Raw genomic sequence first — 17,210 nt, forward strand, 5'->3', positions numbered from 1 at the left:
CCTCCTACGGATTGTTCTCGCACCCTCCATTATACATGATTTTAAGACGGTTTCATTAAGATAAATAAAAATTATCCATTCGTGCGTCATTTTTTGACACCTTTAGTCATAATCTCTTTCATACAGATCTTTCTATTAATTGAGGAGGTGAGAACACTTGCTAATACTGACGAAAAGCGGTTTACAAAAACATACAATTTGCACTCATTGTGGAAAGGAGCTTAACACAGTATGCTTAATAGACAAAGAAAGATGGCATAAAACAGATTTGGCTATTTAATTTACTGAAGGGGCGGTTGTATGCAAACGAGCAAACATATATCAAACATTTTCTATTCAATTGGGACAAAGCCCATTTTCACTGTAGATATTCATTTACGATTGCGGACTACACTTCATTCTCAGCACTTATCTAAAATTGGGTTATGGTATGACGGTAAGACAACGTGGGTAGGGGATGAAGGTTGGATTGTTAATGCGGCCTTCTCAAGAACAAACGAAGTTATTGTGAGCCAAGCCTATCATAGAGGGTTAAATCTTAAAATTACGATTCGTGATGAGTCATTACAAAGTGAATTAGGAGTTAAGCGGTCTATTACAATTAAAAATGAAAGTCATCAGTCAAGAGACTTTAAGCTGCTTTCGCAACAAGTTACGTGTACCCAAGATGGTTTATCATTCTATTCTCCAGCTGAACGCGCACTCATTCATTATTCAGATGAGAAATATTCTTTATTTTCTATACAAATGAGCAAGGCGCAATCGATCCATTATGGCGTAGGGGCTATGAATCAAATTTGGAATGACCCACTAGGAAAGTTATTTTTCTCTCCTTTTTCGGCAACAAAAACGGAGAGTGTGATTGTCTGTACATGCTCACTGCCAGCAAATGAAACAATTGGAGCTTCCATTGTTCAAATGAGTAGTGACAATATGGGGCATTTAAAACGATCGAACCATCTTCTGCAGCAAAGTGTTTAAATAAGTCTTGATTTTCGTGTTGGCTTTTGCTATTCTATGTAAGTATGTAAGACGAGTTTGGAGGGATAGCATATGCGTGTTCAAGTTACTTTAGCTTGCACAGAAAACGGTGACCGTAGTTATATTACGACTAAAAACAAGCGCACAAACCCAGAGCGTATTGAACTTAAGAAATATAATCCGCGTTTAAAGCGCCATACACTTCATCGTGAAACAAAGTAAGCAGTCGGATTTACCGCTGCTTCTTTTTTATTGCATTTTTTAGAGTGAGGGGATCGTGTGTCAAAAAAAGATGAACGTCAATATATTTTGGAACGTCTTAAGCAAATGGAGAAAACTGAGTATTTAGAACGATCGGCAAATCTTGCAAATCGTCTGTTTAACACGCAAGCTTGGCAAAAGGCAGATCGAATTGGATTAACCTATTCTCGCTTTCCAGAGGTGGATACGCTGTCGATTATTGCGCACGCGTTAATGATAGGTAAACGCGTGGCTTTACCAAGAACGACAATGGGTGACCGAACGATGGCATTTTATACGATAGAAGACTTTAATGCGTTAGAACTTCGGTCATACGGTTTGTACGAGCCTAAAATAGATGACTATTCATATGTTTCACCGGATGAACTGGACTTATTGTTAGTTCCTGGTGTAGCCTTTACGACAGATGGCTATCGTTTAGGAATGGGTGGAGGCTTTTATGATCGTTATTTGCCTCAAGTGAAAGGTGCAACTGTTTCTTTATGTTTTAAGGAGCAGCTTGTTCACTCTCTTTCAATAGAACCTCATGATCGACCTGTTGATGTTGTTATTAGTGAGGAAACCTCATGATGATTGTATGGGTTGTTTTTCTAATAATCATATGTATACTGCTGTATTTGCTGCAAAAATTAACGTTTGCAGGATCCGTTACTGCTTTTATTATTGGAGGGGCAACCGTAGTAGGAGTTGGTCCTGCTGGTTTACTCCTTTTTGCGGTTTTTTTTGGTAGCTCAATTCTATTAGGGAAAGTAAAAGGTGCAGCTGTAGACGAAGAGGTCGTTGAAAAGCATGGAAAACGCGATGCTTTTCAAGTGTTTGCAAACGGGGGCTATGCGGGTCTGTGTTCAGTCCTTCTTGTCTTCTTTCCATCATTAGCAACGATTCTCGTAGCAGGTTTTGTAGGCAGTTTGGCAGCGGCTATTGCTGATACGTGGGCTTCGGAGATCGGAAAGTTAAGTCAAGATAAACCAATTGATGTTCTGACGCGAAAGAAAGTGGAAAAGGGCGTATCAGGTGGTGTAACCGGGCTTGGTATGGCTGCTGCATTTGCAGGGAGCTTTGTATTAGCGGGTGTGGCAATTCTAATTTGGTGGAACGAAACAAGTGTGAGTTACTTATGGTTGTTCTTTTTTATTTTCGTCGGTTTTGTTGCGAACTTACTGGATAGCATCTTAGGATCAACGGTACAAGGATTATATCAATGTCCTAACTGTGGAATCCACACAGAAAAATTGCATCATTGTGTGAAAACGGTTAAGATCAGAGGGTTTTCATTTGTCACAAACGATGTTGTTAATTTATGCTGTACAGGAGCAGGTGCGCTAATGGGAATGATAGGTGCCGTTATCTTTTTTTAAAGGAGAACGAGATTCATGGAACGTTATTCAAGACAGTTACTGTTTAATGGAATCGGTGAAGAAGGTCAAGCGAAACTTTTACATAGCAACGTATTAATAGTTGGTTTAGGTGCACTTGGAACGGTGATTGCCAACCACTTGGCTCGTGCAGGTGTGGGCTCTTTACGATTAGTAGACCGCGATTTTGTGGAGATGAGTAATTTACAGCGGCAGATGTTATTTACGGAAGAAGATGCAAAGCAACTTGTGCCAAAAGCAGTTGCTGCTAAAAAAGCGTTAGAAAAAGTCAATTCTGACATTGAATTAGAAGCAATTGTTGAGAACGTGTCTGTCGATAATATTGATCGATTAATGAAAGATGTTGATGTTGTTTTAGATGGAACGGATAACTTTGAAACACGTTTTTTGTTAAATGATGCATGTTTTAAAGCGGGAATACCGTTTAGCTATGGGGGCGCCGTACAGACGAGAGGGATGGGTGCGTTCTTTATTCCAGGAGAAACGCCTTGCCTCCGCTGCTTCATTGAGAGCGGAAGCGCTACAGGTGATACGTGTGATACCGTTGGCGTGTTAGCTCCAATTATTGATATTGTTGCTTCTTTACAAGTAATCGAGGCAATGAAGTATCTTGTAGGTGCGAAAGACAAACAGCGAAAAACATTAGAATCCTTTGACATCTGGTCAAATACGCAGCAAAAGATAAATTTTGCAGGTAAGCGTGCAGATTGTCCAACCTGTATAAAAGAAGAATTTCCAGCACTACATGAACGTTCTAAATCAGAGACTACGTTATGTGGGCGCCAGTCTATTCAAATTACGGCTTCGGCACCTTTTGATTTAAAACAAATGAGCAAAAAGCTGCAGCAGGTGGCTCAAGTTAAAGAAACGCCTTTTTTAATTCGAGCAATGGTAAGTGAATTAGAGACGATCGTCGTTTTTCCTGATGGACGAGTATTAATTCAAGGAACGGATGATATGACGCGAGCGAAAACTCTTTACAGCAAGTATATTGGAAACTAATGCTAGGCGATGCTTCGTTTTTATAGGATGAAATGTAGATCTGTGTCACATCCTAATTGTGGAGGTGTCTACATGAAACAAGCATGTTCTATTCTTTCCGTTATTATTGTAGGGTTTAGCATTTATAAATACCGTTATAAATTGCTCAATCTTATGATGAGACAACCAGGATTAAGAAGAGTTCTTATTCGATTTGCCCTTCGAGTGCCTTATGTGAGGCAGAAGCTAATGGGATCTTTATTTTCTTTCCCGCATACGACAGAAAAGCTCTGATTTTTTCAGGGCTTTCTTTTGTAAGCAAAATTCCATCTTATTTCATAAAATCTTGCTATAATGACAGTCAGAAAGGGGGATGGGCATGAACCAAACGGAACATCGTTACTTATATTGGAAGTTAATTGAACATTATGTGCTAACAAAAGGATTTCGTCTACTTGCTTTGCATGATACCCAAGCATGGGTTGAAGACGATGCGGTTAAACCAAGGCGAGTCATTCGACTAGTGCTAACAGAAGTTGACTGGTCCAATCGTTTAAAGCGTGATATTTCTCATGCGCAACAACAGTTTGATTCTATTTTTAAACAATTAGGTGTGTGGAAAATACAAGGTGAAAATATTTATGTCATGAGCCAACCTCCTATAGATTCTTGGGAAGACGCCCTTGTACCTTTTCAAGTTAGAAAGAATAAAGGAACGATCCAAAATCTAGCTTTACATACAAATACAGCGCAGTATCAGTCAACGATTGACGAAGTGTTATCTAATGACCAGATTCCAGCAATCACTGTCTTATCCACGGATGAAGAAATGGAAGCAGAAATCGACCAAATTCGTAAAAAGGTAAAACAGGAAAATGGGAATCGGCGAAAGAAAGAAGAAAACACGTTATTTTATGGCAAGCCACGTTTTATCTATGCGCTACTGTTCTCGTTCGTAGTCATGTTCTTCATTTTAGAAACCAATGGAGGCAGTACAAACATTCAAGTGTTAATTGAGTACGGGGCGAAATATAATCCGTTAATTATGGAAGGAGAATGGTGGCGACTCGTAACATCGATGTTCTTGCATATCGGTCTTCTTCACTTGTTTTTTAATGCCATGGCCTTATTTTTTCTTGGAACGGCTGTTGAACAATTATTTGGCACCTTTCGCTTTGTTGTCATTTACTTCTTAGCAGGGATATTCGGATCTATTGTTAGTTTTGCCTTTAATGATTATGTGTCAGCAGGTGCATCAGGTGCATTATTTGGCTGTTTTGGAGCGCTGCTATATTTCGGGATGAAACATCCGACGCTGTTTTTTCGGACATTAGGGAAAAACATTCTTTTTTTATTAGGCTTTAACTTAGTACTTGGATTTATTGTACCTGGAATTGATAACGGCGCACATATTGGTGGGTTACTTGGCGGTTTCTTCATTGCAGCCTTTGTAAGAATGCCGAAAGAAAAAAAGCCGACACCAATCATTTATTCCATTACTGCTTTTATTGTTTATGGAATCGCCGCGCTCGCGCTCCTTTATTTTGGACAACAAAGTACATCGACTTCACCAGAGCTTGCTGTCTTAGAAGCACAACGTTTGTTTGAAGAAGAAAACTATGAGGAAGCGCAGGCTTATATTTGTGCTGGTCTTCAAGAGAATGATCGTCAACCACAGCTCTTATTTATGCAAGCCTACGTTGACGTGCAAGATGAAAATCTTGATGAGGCGCAAATGAACTTAGAGTTAGCCTTAGAAGAGCAAGAAGAATTCCCTGAAGCTTGGTTTAATCTGACGCTTATTCATCTTGAAAACGAAGAGTATGAGCGAGCGCAAGAAACCATCTCAGAAGCAATTGACTATGGAGAAGCGTTACAAATAGAAACTATGGATCAGTATTATGAAATAGAAGAACAGATCTTGGCTGAAATGGATTAAGGAAAGCATGGTGGAACTCGTACAGGTTGCCGCCATGTTTTTTGGTGATCTTTACAAAAGACATTACATAGATTTAAGCGTTAGCGAGCACCCTATGACAATAGAATAGGGGGTTTGAGATGAGCAAGGACGAGAATCAAATAACAAGCCAATCATCCTATGAAGACAAGCTTGCATATTTAAAAGAGGAACTTGCAGTTGATCAAAATTTTGATTTAATTTGTTTAGAGATGGTACACGCTGACCGCAAAATGGCGTTGTTTTTAGTAGACGGGTTTGGAAAAGATGTGGCGCTGACACAAATTCAACGAGAATTATCACATACACGTGCTGAAGAATTGGATGAAGCGTATGATGCGCTTATTAAAAGTCGTATTCCATATGCGGAAGTGGAGCAGGAAGAAGATTTAGATGTCGCAATTGATCAAGTTCTTTCTGGTCCATCCGTCCTTCTTGTAGAAGGTCTTGAATATTGCATTATCATTGATACGAGGGAGTACCCAGTCCGAGGTCCTGAAGAACCAGATACGGAAAAAGTTGTCCGAGGTTCACGGGATGGTCTCGTTGAAACACTTGTGATGAGCGCTGCGTTAATTCGTCGTAGAATAAGAGATCGAACGTTTCGGGTTGAGTATTTACAAATAGGGCGGCGTTCAAAAACAGATACGGCGCTCCTATATATTGCAGATATTGCTGATCCTGAATATGTCGAACAAATTCGTGAAAGTATGAAGGCGATTGATACAGACGGTTTACCAATGGCAGACAAAACAATTGAAGAATTTGTTTTTAAAGAAGGCGGGAATCCATATCCTTTAGTTCGCTATAGTGAACGTCCAGACGTTTGTGCCACCCATCTTTATGAAGGGCATGTGATTCTTCTTGTAGATGGTTCACCGAGCGCCATGATTACGCCGATTACGTTTTGGAATTTGCTTCAGCACGCTGAAGAATATCGACAAAAGCCGATTATTGGGGCGTTGTTGCGAATCGTCCGGTTTTCTGCTGTCTTTGTATCGCTTTTTTTATTGCCGATTTGGTATATGCTAGCGACTAATCAAGAGTTATTGCCTGAAGCATACTCCTTTATCGGAACGCAAGAGGATGGAAGTATACCGCTATTTGTTCAGTTTCTAATTGCGGAAGCAGGGATTGAGATGTTGAGGATGGCGTCCATTCATACGCCAAATGCTGTAGCAGAAGCCCTTGGGCTCGTAGCGGCTTTATTAATCGGTGATATTGCGATTGAAGTAGGAATGTTCTCGCCTGAAGTGATTTTATACTTAGCCATCGCTGCCGTCGGTACATTTGCGACACCAAGCTATGAATTGTCATTAGCGAATCGATTTATGCGCATCCTCTTTTTAATTGCAACGGCCATTTTTGGTTTAGCTGGCTTTATAATAAGCGCAACACTGTGGCTCATCTTTTTGGTTCGTTTACGTGGGCTTCATGTCCCTTATATGTGGCCATTCATTCCGTTTAATGTGAAAGCGTTAAGAGATGTATTTTTACGTATTCCAATGCCGTTAAAAAATCGTAGACCTGCTATCAACCATCCGCAAGATCCGGATAGGTAGCAGGTCTACCTTTTTAATATCCTTCGATATCTTGTTTGTGAATATCATCTTCAATATACGGTTGAGACGTTTCAACAGGCATGTCTTTATTTGCAATCACAAGTCCAAACGGGGTTTCCGTAGTGCCTGTTACGACCGTATATGGGATGTTGTGGACGGTAGCAAGTTTTACGTATTCATTGTAATCAGAGTACGTTAACTGTCCGTTAATGAACATTTGAATGTTCGGCTTTGCTTTCATGTTTTGTTCGACTTCTTTATAAATGATGGTTGAACGAACTTGATTTATCGTTAACGCTAGATGAAGTCTTTCTGCGATTGTCGTTAAAAAAATTCGTCTTTCCGCAGGCTTTGTTTCCAATCCGCCTCTAATGGCGTGTTCTAATACTTCGTTTACATCTCTTGCCATTTCTTTCACCTCTTATCTAAATCAATCTCCTCTATCATCGCAAACCTGTCCTTAAATCTCAAATGAAAACATAGACTGTATAAAGGGAAATTCGACATAGGGGTTGATAATATGTTGGCGTGGTTTGTTATTGTGTTCTTTGTTATCGCGACTGGTTTAACACTAGGAGGGTTATCCACATTTATGCGCGGGATTCCTCCAATTATTGTGCTCTGTGTGCTCAGTTTTTATTTTTTGCTTTTTACGTACATCGGAATGTTTGTTGCACTTGTAAGCTTGTCCTGGTTTGGCTTTCACCTTTTTAATACGCTAATTGTCATTTGTTCATTTGTGTTTATCATCGCAATGCTACGCTCGTATCATCCAGCATTTGGGTATCAACTTTTTTATAAACCAATTGCCTGGATATTAGCACTATTGTTTTTTTTCATGGGTTTACAATGGGGAAGTCTTGGTTACGGAACTTTTTTCACCATCAGTATGACTTTTTTCTTTACGGTTGCGGTTTTTGTAGGCATTTTGCTGTATAATTCTATGTTGTTATGGATTAAAAATGCGTATGTTGCTGCATTTATTCCGCTTGCCTCATTTCTTTTAGTTACGGTGATAAAGCTGTTATAATAATGGGTGAGGTGTACACATGGAAACGATGGTCGACATTAGACAACTATTAAAGCAATATGGTTCGTTTATTTATACAAGGGATCGAGAGCTGGATTTGCAGTTAATGCGTAAAGAAATTAAAGATTTGTATCACTTTGGTATGATTACAAGTGATACGTATCAAGCGGCGATGCTACTTTTACGTCAAGAGGAGACGAAACATCGAAATGGGGGATAATAGTGGGGAATGAAGTTTATACAGGAATTGATATAGGCGGAACCTCCGTCAAGCTTGCGTTTATTACAGAGCAAGGTGAGATTTTAGCGAAGTGGGAAATTCCTACTGATGTCCGTCATAACGGAGCGAATATTGTAAACGATATTGCTGAAAGTATAAAAACGAATAAGAATGAAAGCGATACGTTAATGGGAGCGGGAGTCGGTGCTCCAGGTTTTATTGAAATGGAAACCGGGTTCATTTATCATGCCGTTAATATTGGATGGAGAGACTACCCGTTAAAAGATGAATTAGAAAAAGCGCTTGGTGTTGTAGTTAGAATTGATAACGATGCCAACTTGGCCGCTCTAGGTGAAAAATGGAAAGGTGCTGGTGATGGCACAAATGAGGAATTGTTTGTTACTCTAGGAACAGGTGTTGGTGGTGGTATCATTACGAGAGGCCAAATTCTTCATGGTGTCGGTGGTATGGGTGGTGAAATTGGCCATATTACTTCTGTAAAAGAAGGCGGTTCATTGTGCAATTGTGGCAAACACGGTTGCTTGGAAACGGTATCGTCAGCAACGGGAATGGTTCGATTAATGAACGAAAAGCTAAAAGAGGGACGCGATTCTACCGTAGACTCAATTCTTTCTGAAAGTTTAACAACAAAAGACATCTTTGAAGCGGCTAAAAAAGGAGATACGGTTGCAAAAGAAGTGATAACAGAAGCCATTGATCATTTAGGCTATGCAATTGCAAACCTAGCCAATACCTTAAATCCAGCTAAAATTGTCATTGGTGGGGGCGTCTCAAAGGCAGGAGAAGATCTTTTAACACCACTTCGACATGTTTTTAAACAATATGCATTGCCTCGAGTTGCGGAGCAAGCAGAAATTAAGCTTGCGCATTTAGGGAACGATGCAGGCATTTATGGTGCCGTTTGGTTAGCGATTCAGGCAGTAGAGAATAAACAGAAATAAAAGCGATTACGTATTGAAAGTTGAGGTCTACATCAAATGATGGATTACCGTACAGAACGAGATTTACTAGGGGAAAAACAAGTACCAAAGGATGCATATTACGGCATTCAATCGTTGCGAGCAAAAGATAATTTTCCAATCACAGGCTACCCGCCTCATCCAGAACTGATTCGAGCATTTGGCTATGTGAAAAAAGCTGCAGCCATGGCAAATCGAGACGTGGGTGTTTTGCGTCCCCATATTGCCGATGCAATTGTAAAAGCAAGTGATGATGTGATTAACGGCGAATTAGATGAACATTTCATTGTAGATTCTATACAAGGTGGTGCAGGCACATCTTTTAATATGAACGCGAATGAAGTCATTGCCAATCGTGCCATTGAAATTTTAGGTGGAGAAAAAGGCGACTATTTAAAAGTGAGCCCAAACACCCATGTGAACATGGCCCAATCAACTAATGATGCCTTTCCTACAGCCATTCATATCGCTGCCCTTCATATGACGCAGGGGTTAACCGATGAGTTACGAAAACTGATTGCGGAAATGGAAGGAAAAGCGGAAGAGTTTGACGATGTGCTTAAGATGGGGCGTACGCACTTACAAGATGCAGTGCCGATTCGACTTGGACAAGAATTTGGTTCTTATCGAAAAGTGTTAGTCCGTGATTTAAAACGAATTAGCCGCTCTGCCAATCATTTACATGAAGTAAATATGGGTGCCACAGCTGTCGGGACAGGCTTAAACGCGAAACCGGAGTATATTGAAAAAGTAGCAACACATCTTGCGACGGTTACAAATCTTCCTTTTAAAACAGCTGAAGACCTTGTAGATGCTACGCAAAATACGGACGCTTATACAGAACTATCTAGTTCCCTAAAAATATTAGCCATTAATTTATCCAAAATAGCCAATGACTTACGTTTAATGAGTTCGGGACCGCGTACTGGCCTAAATGAAATCAACTTACCTGCACGACAGCCTGGATCTTCCATTATGCCAGGAAAAGTAAATCCAGTCATGTGCGAAGTGATTAATCAGCTCTCTTTCCAAGTAATTGGAAATGATCATACCATTAGCTTAGCGTCTGAAGCAGGACAGCTTGAGTTAAATGTGATGGAACCTGTGCTTGTGTTTAATCTACTACAATCTTTAACCGTTCTTGAAAATGGTATGCGCGTATTCCGTGAATATGCGATTGCTGGTATTACTGCTAATATCGAGCGCTGTCGAGAGCTTGTTGAAAATAGTGTAGGTATTGTCACGGCAATTAACCCTCATGTCGGTTATGAAGTGGCCACTCGCATTGCCAAAGAAGCGTTAGAAACGGAGCGACCTGTGCGGGAAATTTGTTTGGAGCGTGGCATTTTGTCCGAAGAAGAGTTAAACGAAATTCTTGATCCAAAAGAAATGACCAAACCGGGTATAGCAGGATCGCGTTTCTTACCACTTTAAAAATAGAACCACATATGTCATACTAAAAGAAAATAGCAAAGACTAGGGGTGCCCGATGAAGTTGGGCTGAGAAAAAGAACGGATTTCTTTTACTCTTTAACCTGATCTGGTTTATACCAGCGGAGGGAAGTCGGCATACGTATCATATCATTGAGCGTGTAAACCGTAACCCCTTTGGTTACGGTTTTTTTGCGTGAAGGAGTGTAAACAAAGATGAAAAATTTTCAACTTTATGTCATAACAGGAGAAGCGTTTCATGAAGGCAGAGAGCTTCTCCATGTAATGGAAGAAGCGATTAAAGGTGGAGCAGACTTTATTCAGCTAAGAGATAAAACAAGCAGTCGGAAAGAAGTTTTTGAAAAAGCAAAGCGTTTAAATGATCTCTGTAAAGCGTATAACGTGCCGTTTATTGTGAATGACTACATTGATATTGCCATGGCAGTTGATGCAGACGGGGTTCACGTAGGACAAGATGACATGCCATTGGCTGAAGTCCGTAAACTTGTCGGTAAAGATAAAATCATTGGTGTATCAACGCATAAATTAGACGAAGCCCTTGAAGCGGAAAAAGGTGGGGCAGACTATATCGGTGTCGGCCCTATATTTCCAACAAACAGTAAAGAAGACGTGGTTGACCCAGTTACCACCTCGTATATAAAAGAAATTAAAGCGCATGTCTCGATTCCATTTGTTGCGATCGGTGGCATCAAAACTCATAATGTCCGTGAAGTCATTGAAGCAGGAGCAGACGCGGTATGTGTCATCACGGAAGTGGTCGCTGCTAAAGATGTGCAAGCAGCGGCAGAGACAATGACGAAGGCGATAAACGAGGCGAAAGCATGAACCTTTTAATAAATGGTGAGCGGCGAACTGTAAAAAGTGAAACCATTGAACAATTGATTGCGGAACTAGAATTAAATGGACATCTCCTCGTCGTCGAAATGGCTGGTGACATCATTTCACGTGAAAAATGGAGCGATACACCCTTATCTGAAAATAAGTCAATTGAACTTGTTCACTTTGTTGGAGGTGGTTGAGGTATGAATAAAAAGCCTTTATGCATAAACGGAAAAACATTACAGTCACGCTTCTTTTTAGGGACTGGTCGCTACCCAAATCCTTTTGTTCAAAATGAAGCGATTAAAGCATCTGGTGCTGAAGTATTAACATTTGCCTTGCGGCGAGTGAACTTGGAAGCGCCAGCCGAAGATGCGATTTTACAACATCTAAACGGGGAAGCTTTTCAGTATTTGCCGAATACATCGGGTGCTTCCACAGCGGAAGAAGCCATTCGCATTGCCCGTTTAGCAAAAGCGTCTGGCTTAAGTGATTGGATTAAGATTGAAATAAGTGCTTCTGAAAAAACGTTGCTGCCTGATCCGATTGAGACGTTAAAAGCGACCGAAATCCTTGTATCAGAAGGATTTACCGTTTTACCCTATACGTCTGACGATCCCATTTTGTGTAAACGTTTAGAGGAGGCAGGGGCACATGCTGTCATGCCAGGAGCTGCGCCGATTGGTACAGGGCTTGGAATCTTAAATGAATACAATCTTGGTTTAATTGTAGAGGAAGCAACTGTCCCCATTATTATTGATGCAGGATTAGGTACGCCGAGCGATGTTGCAAAGGCAATGGAACTGGGTGTGGATGGAATCTTAATGAATACTCCTGTAGCCAAAGCAAAAGACCCTGTTAAAATGGCAAAAGCGATGCGTTTGGCGATTGAAGCAGGAGAACTGTCGTATGAAGCAGGGAGAATTCCGAAAAAACCATATGCGAGTGCAAGTAGCCCAACAACACAGTATATGAAATAGGAGAGGCTCACGATGGAAAAAATAATCGTCATTGGTGGCGGTATCATTGGATTATCCATTGCATTACGACTAGCCAGTGAAGACGTACATGTAACGATTTTAGAAAAAGATTCGTGTGGTGGCCAAGCGTCAGGAGCGGCAGCAGGAATGCTCGCTCCTTTTTCTGAGATTGGAGAAGATCAAGATGTTTTTTTTGATTTTAGTTTGGCGAGTTTAACTTTATATCCGGAATGGCAAGCGTATGTAAGAAAAACGTCGGGTGTCGATTTTGAATATTCAAAATCAGGCAGCCTTCATTGTGTCTATCATGAAGCTGATTTACTTCCTCTTTACACGAGATCGTCTTGGCAGAAAGTCTATAATAAAGACGTGCAAATTTTGAACCAAGAAGAAGTGCTTGCGCTTGAGCCACACTTATCAGAAGAAATAAAAGGAGCAATATACTACCCAAATGAAGCACACATTTATGCACCTGATTTTGTAAAAGCGTTACTTGAGGCGTGTAACCGTTCGTCCGTTGACGTTCGTGAACATTTAGGAGAAGTAGAGATCCTGTCCTCATCCCCTAATGATGTGCAAGTAAGAGCGAGTGATCAAGTGTTTGAAGCAGACCAAGTCGTTGTTACAACAGGGGCTTGGGCACAGAAGCAAGCAGAGACATTAGGACTTAACCTGCCAATCTACCCAATACGGGGTCAAATATGTGCGTATCGTCCGAATGAGCAGTTACTTAATCATATTGTCTATACGAGTCAGGGCTATCTCGTTCCAAAAGCAAATGGTACAATTGTCAATGGAGCTTCAGAAGATATTGCAGGATTTGAAACATCGGTTACAGCAAAAGGAATAGATCGCTTAAAGCGCTGGAATAAAAAAATACTGCCTGCCCTTCAAGATGAAACGTCTATTCATGAGTGGGCCGGCTTACGACCAGCTACACAAGATGGTTTTCCTTATATTGGTCGATTAACCGAGCATCCAAAGGTTTATTTCGCATGCGGGCACTATCGAAATGGCATCTTGTTAAGCGCGATTACGGCAAAGGTTGTAACGGAAGATTTATTAGGACGAGACGTTTCGTTTCCGCTAGAAGCTTTTCATCCAGAACGTTTTTCGTAGGAGGGAATTATGCAAACGGCTAAAGTGTTATCGATTGCTGGCTCAGACTCAGGCGGGGGAGCTGGCATTCAAGCGGATATTAAAACAGGACAAGAGCTAGGTGTTTATACAACAACGGCAATCACCGCTTTAACAGCTCAAAACACATTAGGAGTGGAAGACGTTTATCCGGTTCCGCCAAGTTTTTTAGCGCAACAGCTCCATGCTGTCCTTGCCGACATTGGTACAGATGTCATAAAAACAGGCATGCTTGTAAGTGGTGAGCATATTCGTGTGGTGTGTGAAGTCATTGATAAGTATAAAGTGAAGCAGGTAGTAGTGGATCCCGTTATGGCATCAACAAGTGGTTCTGGTCTTTTAAATGATTCCGGTATGCAGCAACTCACACAAACACTTCTACCTCGTACGACAATTTTTACCCCAAACATTCCCGAAGCTTTATTGATAATAAATGGCGAAACACCTAAAACAATTGCAGATTTAAAGGAAATCGCGGTACAATTACATCAGCTTGGTCCTTCAGTCGTCGTGTTAAAAGGTGGACATTTTGAAGGCGATGCGATTGACGTTTATTATGATGGAGCGATATTTGAACTCCTTAGCCATGAACGAATTAATTCAAATGACACCCATGGAACGGGCTGTACATTTGCTTCGGCTATCGCTGCTGAATTAGCAAAAGGGAAGACGGCGTTAGAAGCAGTGAAACTTGGCAAAGCATTTATAACAGAGGCAATTCGTCACGGGTTGAAAATTGGCTCAGGCAAAGGACCGACGAATCACGCCGCATATAATCAGCATAGATAAGGGGTATGAAGGTGAGAAGGCACTGGGTTGTATTCGTATTACCAGCTATTTTAATGGTATTTATTGCGGTTGGAGGCTTTATTTATTTGGATCAAGATGAAACAGTAAGCAATGAAGAACTTCGACAAGAGATCGATTTAACGGCATCTTTAATGGACGAGGAGACTGTACGCATTGAGTGGGAATGGCCGCAGATGCCGACAGAAGGGATCTTTGGAACCGACTATATTGGACTATCGTTTGATGGAGACTTTGGTTCGATTGAACCAGGCATGGTGACATTGCCGGTTGAGCCAGAGCAAACGTTTCAGGGAACCGTGGTTGAAAACGGTATTGTTTTTCCATTTCCAACTGAGATGCAAGACCATCAAGGTGTTGGCACTAGAGGAACGATTATACAAGTGTTACCAGAAAACGTGAACGTTGAAGACATTGAAATTTCTCTTTTACACACATGGACAAATCATGAAGAACTTACGTTGGAAGATGCCACGTTCGCTCAACCTCAGTTTGGCGATGCGACCAATGTTTTGCATTGGGTACGAACATATGAATGGAATGAAATCGTTGAGAATTAGCGGAATGTCATTTCAAAAAGGGATATTTTTTATGGCAAATCAAACCATAGCTTGTGCATACCATGACAAAAAAGGTACGCTGCATGCTTGGGCAAAACCTCGAAGTGCTAAAACATTTTTGAAGGCAGGTCAATTGGTTTGGAAGACGGCGCCTTTATGGTTTCAAGCGATTTGCGTGGGGATGGTTCTCTTAATAATTGGGCCAAAACTTTTACCAATTGAGTGGGCTGGTTTGCCGTTCTACAGTTTCTTTTATTTGCTATTTGGAACACATTTTTTCTTTCCAACCGAACTGAAACGCTATCATGCCGCAGAGCATAAGGTCTTTAGTACGGTAGGGAGAGTGAATCACAAGACTCGGAAACAAGTAGCAAGAGCTTCTGTTCGTAATCGAGGTTGTTCAACAGGTTTGGTTGTTCTCTATTTTTTTAGTACCATCGTTTTAACCGCTTTAGCAATGTTTGTTCTGTCGTTTACGTTAAGCCTAGCTAGTGCATCGTACCTCTCTTTACTAGTCGTGCTCTTCTATGTTTACAATCGCAACCATGTCATAAGCAAAACAATCGACAGAGTCGTATTGCCGGTTTCTTACTGGCTCCAAGAAAATGTAACGACGAAGACACCGAAAAAAGAGCATCTTGAAAGCGCCATAGAATCGTATGTTCACCTTGCAAAGGTTGAATTTTCACCAGCTTTGTATCTACAGAGAATTGAAAAGAGGGAAGAAGAATGGCAATCGTAGATGTAACAATTATCCCAATTGGAACGAATGGTCCAAGTGTGAGTCGTTATGTGGCCAACATCCAAGAACTTTTAGAAGAGTTAGCACAAACATACGACATTCAATCTCAATTAACACCGATGAGTACATTAATTGAAGGCGAAGTTTCAACATTACTAGATGTTGTCAAACGTATCCATGAAGTTCCTTTTGAGAACGGAATTGAGCGAGTCGCAACGAATATACGAATTGATGATCGTCGTGACCAAAAAGCAAGCTTCCAAAGTAAGATTGATGCTGTTCAAGCGAAAATGAAAAAATAACGAGTGTTGAAAAAGAACAAAAAAAGACGGTTCAGCCATTTGGATGAACCGTCTTTTTTTGTTCGCTTTTCACGAAAGTAAAGATTGTTAAGTAAGGGCGTAACAATTTATCTAAGCCTCTTTTTCATCGCAAAGTGAGGGATTCCTGCCTCATAAAAGCGCTCAGACTCTTTTTGATAACCTAAGCGTAAATAAAAATCGAGAGCTGGTTCTTGGGCATTTAAAACGAGTTCACAGATGCCTTTTTCAGAGCCGATTTCTTCTACTTTACGCATGAATTGTTCACCAAAGCCTTTGTTTCGAAAAGGTGTGAGCACGCAGACTCGTTCAATTTTTCCTTTTTGATCAAGAATGCGCATTCGAGCAGCACCAATCGGCTCATGGTTGGACTTAAGTAAAAGATGAATAGCAGAGTTGTCGTGAAAATCACGCTCCAAGTCTTTTGATACGCCTTGTTCGTCAATGAAAACATGCTCTCGTATGGAGAAACACTGGTCGATGTCGCTTTGTTTTGTTGCAACTTGAACCGTAATAGTATCAATCATGCTTGTTTACCTTGAAGAATAAATGTTTCGTAGACCGTCCACGATTCATTATCAAGCTGATAAAGGAGTTGAATTCGATCAATGGTTTCTTGATGAGAAACCTCACTCATTTTTAACTGCCCGACGATGTCATCGTGTTCAGCTTGTTGAAGTTTTTGTGCAATCGTAATGTGTGGAATGAACACAGAGTGCGCACGATCCGTTGAAAATGGTTCTTCGTAAAGTCTCTCATTAAGCCAAGTTAAATGAGCATTTTCTTTTAATTTGTAATAGATCGTTGTGGATTGTGGAAAAAATGTATCAACTTTATAGACATCAATTTTAATAGGAGGGCATTGATTAGCAATTTCTCTTAAAGCTGAAATAGCAGTCGGTAACGCTTCATCCGTTAAAGAAAAACGCTCTTTTACCGTGATATGAGGTGGAATATTTGCATAATGAGCATCGTAACGTCTTCTGTAGCCATTGGCGACGTCTTGAAAAGGTTTAGATGGGAATAGAACAATTCCATAATTCAA

Annotated in this window: 23 protein-coding genes and 1 riboswitch; of the genes, 20 read left to right on the forward strand and 3 right to left on the reverse strand. The window is 40.7% G+C overall.

Features of this window, described 5'->3' with window-relative positions:
* Window positions 1-300 precede the first annotated feature (300 nt).
* The 8 genes from ABC361_RS08145 (at window position 301) to ABC361_RS08180 (ending at window position 7,118) form a co-directional block, all read left to right on the forward strand.
* Window positions 301-981, forward strand: a complete 681-nt coding sequence (locus ABC361_RS08145; protein WP_413073515.1) for a hypothetical protein — start codon at window positions 301-303, stop codon at window positions 979-981.
* A 72-nt stretch (window positions 982-1,053) separates the two neighbouring features.
* Window positions 1,054-1,203: a 50S ribosomal protein L33 gene (rpmG, locus tag ABC361_RS08150; protein WP_099300444.1), complete on the forward strand. Its 150-nt coding sequence runs from the start codon at window positions 1,054-1,056 to the stop codon at window positions 1,201-1,203.
* 57 nt (window positions 1,204-1,260) lie between these two features.
* Complete coding sequence (locus ABC361_RS08155) at window positions 1,261-1,812, forward strand: 5-formyltetrahydrofolate cyclo-ligase (protein ID WP_413073516.1); 552 nt, start codon at window positions 1,261-1,263, stop codon at window positions 1,810-1,812.
* On the forward strand, window positions 1,809-2,600 hold the full coding sequence (locus ABC361_RS08160) for a DUF92 domain-containing protein (RefSeq protein WP_413073517.1): 792 nt from the start codon (window positions 1,809-1,811) through the stop codon (window positions 2,598-2,600). Before ABC361_RS08155 ends, ABC361_RS08160 begins: the two co-directional genes overlap by 4 nt.
* 15 nt (window positions 2,601-2,615) lie before the next feature.
* Complete coding sequence (locus ABC361_RS08165) at window positions 2,616-3,620, forward strand: ThiF family adenylyltransferase (RefSeq protein WP_413073518.1); 1,005 nt, start codon at window positions 2,616-2,618, stop codon at window positions 3,618-3,620.
* Window positions 3,621-3,692: 72 nt separating this feature from the next.
* Window positions 3,693-3,893, forward strand: a complete 201-nt coding sequence (locus tag ABC361_RS08170; protein ID WP_413073519.1) for a sodium:proton antiporter — start codon at window positions 3,693-3,695, stop codon at window positions 3,891-3,893.
* An 85-nt stretch (window positions 3,894-3,978) separates the two neighbouring features.
* Window positions 3,979-5,538 carry a rhomboid family intramembrane serine protease gene (locus tag ABC361_RS08175; protein ID WP_413073520.1) on the forward strand — a complete coding sequence of 520 codons (1,560 nt, stop codon included), beginning with the start codon at window positions 3,979-3,981 and terminating at the stop codon, window positions 5,536-5,538.
* A 119-nt stretch (window positions 5,539-5,657) separates the two neighbouring features.
* Window positions 5,658-7,118: a spore germination protein gene (locus ABC361_RS08180; protein WP_413073521.1), complete on the forward strand. Its 1,461-nt coding sequence runs from the start codon at window positions 5,658-5,660 to the stop codon at window positions 7,116-7,118.
* Between the two features lie 13 nt (window positions 7,119-7,131).
* Here ABC361_RS08180 and ABC361_RS08185 read toward each other — a convergent pair whose 3' ends face one another.
* Entirely contained in the window at window positions 7,132-7,527 is a 396-nt protein-coding gene (locus tag ABC361_RS08185; protein ID WP_413073522.1) for a YueI family protein, read from the reverse strand.
* A 111-nt stretch (window positions 7,528-7,638) separates the two neighbouring features.
* Here ABC361_RS08185 and ABC361_RS08190 point away from each other — a divergent pair, with 111 nt between their 5' ends.
* The 12 genes from ABC361_RS08190 to ABC361_RS08245 all read left to right on the forward strand — a co-directional run bounded on the left by ABC361_RS08190 (window position 7,639) and on the right by ABC361_RS08245 (window position 16,147).
* Complete coding sequence (locus tag ABC361_RS08190) at window positions 7,639-8,148, forward strand: hypothetical protein (RefSeq protein ID WP_413073523.1); 510 nt, start codon at window positions 7,639-7,641, stop codon at window positions 8,146-8,148.
* Window positions 8,149-8,167: 19 nt separating this feature from the next.
* Complete coding sequence (locus ABC361_RS08195; RefSeq protein ID WP_413073524.1) at window positions 8,168-8,368, forward strand: YqgQ family protein; 201 nt, start codon at window positions 8,168-8,170, stop codon at window positions 8,366-8,368.
* 2 nt (window positions 8,369-8,370) lie between these two features.
* A complete protein-coding gene (locus tag ABC361_RS08200; protein WP_413073525.1) occupies window positions 8,371-9,330 on the forward strand; it encodes an ROK family glucokinase in 960 nt (319 codons plus the stop codon).
* Between the two features lie 36 nt (window positions 9,331-9,366).
* Entirely contained in the window at window positions 9,367-10,782 is a 1,416-nt protein-coding gene (gene aspA, locus ABC361_RS08205; RefSeq protein WP_413073526.1) for an aspartate ammonia-lyase, read from the forward strand.
* A gap of 34 nt (window positions 10,783-10,816) precedes the next feature.
* Window positions 10,817-10,927, forward strand: a riboswitch (TPP riboswitch).
* Between the two features lie 68 nt (window positions 10,928-10,995).
* Entirely contained in the window at window positions 10,996-11,625 is a 630-nt protein-coding gene (gene thiE / locus ABC361_RS08210; protein ID WP_413073527.1) for a thiamine phosphate synthase, read from the forward strand.
* Window positions 11,622-11,819, forward strand: a complete 198-nt coding sequence (gene thiS, locus ABC361_RS08215; RefSeq protein ID WP_413073528.1) for a sulfur carrier protein ThiS — start codon at window positions 11,622-11,624, stop codon at window positions 11,817-11,819. Before thiE ends, thiS begins: the two co-directional genes overlap by 4 nt.
* A 3-nt stretch (window positions 11,820-11,822) precedes the next feature.
* Window positions 11,823-12,599, forward strand: coding sequence for a thiazole synthase (locus ABC361_RS08220; RefSeq protein ID WP_413073529.1), 777 nt, complete (start codon window positions 11,823-11,825; stop codon window positions 12,597-12,599).
* 12 nt (window positions 12,600-12,611) lie between these two features.
* A complete protein-coding gene (gene thiO, locus ABC361_RS08225; protein WP_413073530.1) occupies window positions 12,612-13,718 on the forward strand; it encodes a glycine oxidase ThiO in 1,107 nt (368 codons plus the stop codon).
* Window positions 13,719-13,727: 9 nt separating this feature from the next.
* A complete protein-coding gene (gene thiD, locus ABC361_RS08230) occupies window positions 13,728-14,525 on the forward strand; it encodes a bifunctional hydroxymethylpyrimidine kinase/phosphomethylpyrimidine kinase (protein WP_413073531.1) in 798 nt (265 codons plus the stop codon).
* An 11-nt stretch (window positions 14,526-14,536) separates the two neighbouring features.
* A complete protein-coding gene (locus ABC361_RS08235; RefSeq protein ID WP_413073532.1) occupies window positions 14,537-15,103 on the forward strand; it encodes a hypothetical protein in 567 nt (188 codons plus the stop codon).
* 4 nt (window positions 15,104-15,107) lie between these two features.
* The gene (locus ABC361_RS08240; protein ID WP_488199662.1) at window positions 15,108-15,845 is read left to right on the forward strand and encodes a DUF1385 domain-containing protein; all 738 of its coding nucleotides are present in this window, start codon (window positions 15,108-15,110) and stop codon (window positions 15,843-15,845) included.
* Window positions 15,833-16,147, forward strand: a complete 315-nt coding sequence (locus tag ABC361_RS08245; protein WP_413073534.1) for an MTH1187 family thiamine-binding protein — start codon at window positions 15,833-15,835, stop codon at window positions 16,145-16,147. The genes ABC361_RS08240 and ABC361_RS08245 overlap by 13 nt, the downstream gene beginning before the upstream one ends.
* A gap of 107 nt (window positions 16,148-16,254) precedes the next feature.
* Here the strand turns inward: ABC361_RS08245 and ABC361_RS08250 are convergent, their stop codons facing one another.
* Both ABC361_RS08250 and ABC361_RS08255 read right to left on the reverse strand, forming a co-directional pair.
* On the reverse strand, window positions 16,255-16,692 hold the full coding sequence (locus ABC361_RS08250; RefSeq protein WP_413073535.1) for a GNAT family N-acetyltransferase: 438 nt from the start codon (window positions 16,690-16,692) through the stop codon (window positions 16,255-16,257).
* Window positions 16,689-17,210 (reverse strand): YjcG family protein, encoded by a 522-nt coding sequence (locus ABC361_RS08255; RefSeq protein ID WP_413075739.1) that lies wholly within the window; start codon window positions 17,208-17,210, stop codon window positions 16,689-16,691. The genes ABC361_RS08250 and ABC361_RS08255 overlap by 4 nt, the downstream gene beginning before the upstream one ends.

The sequence above is a fragment of the Shouchella phoenicis genome (genome assembly GCF_047238345.1).
Classification (GTDB): domain Bacteria; phylum Bacillota; class Bacilli; order Bacillales; family Bacillaceae_D; genus Shouchella.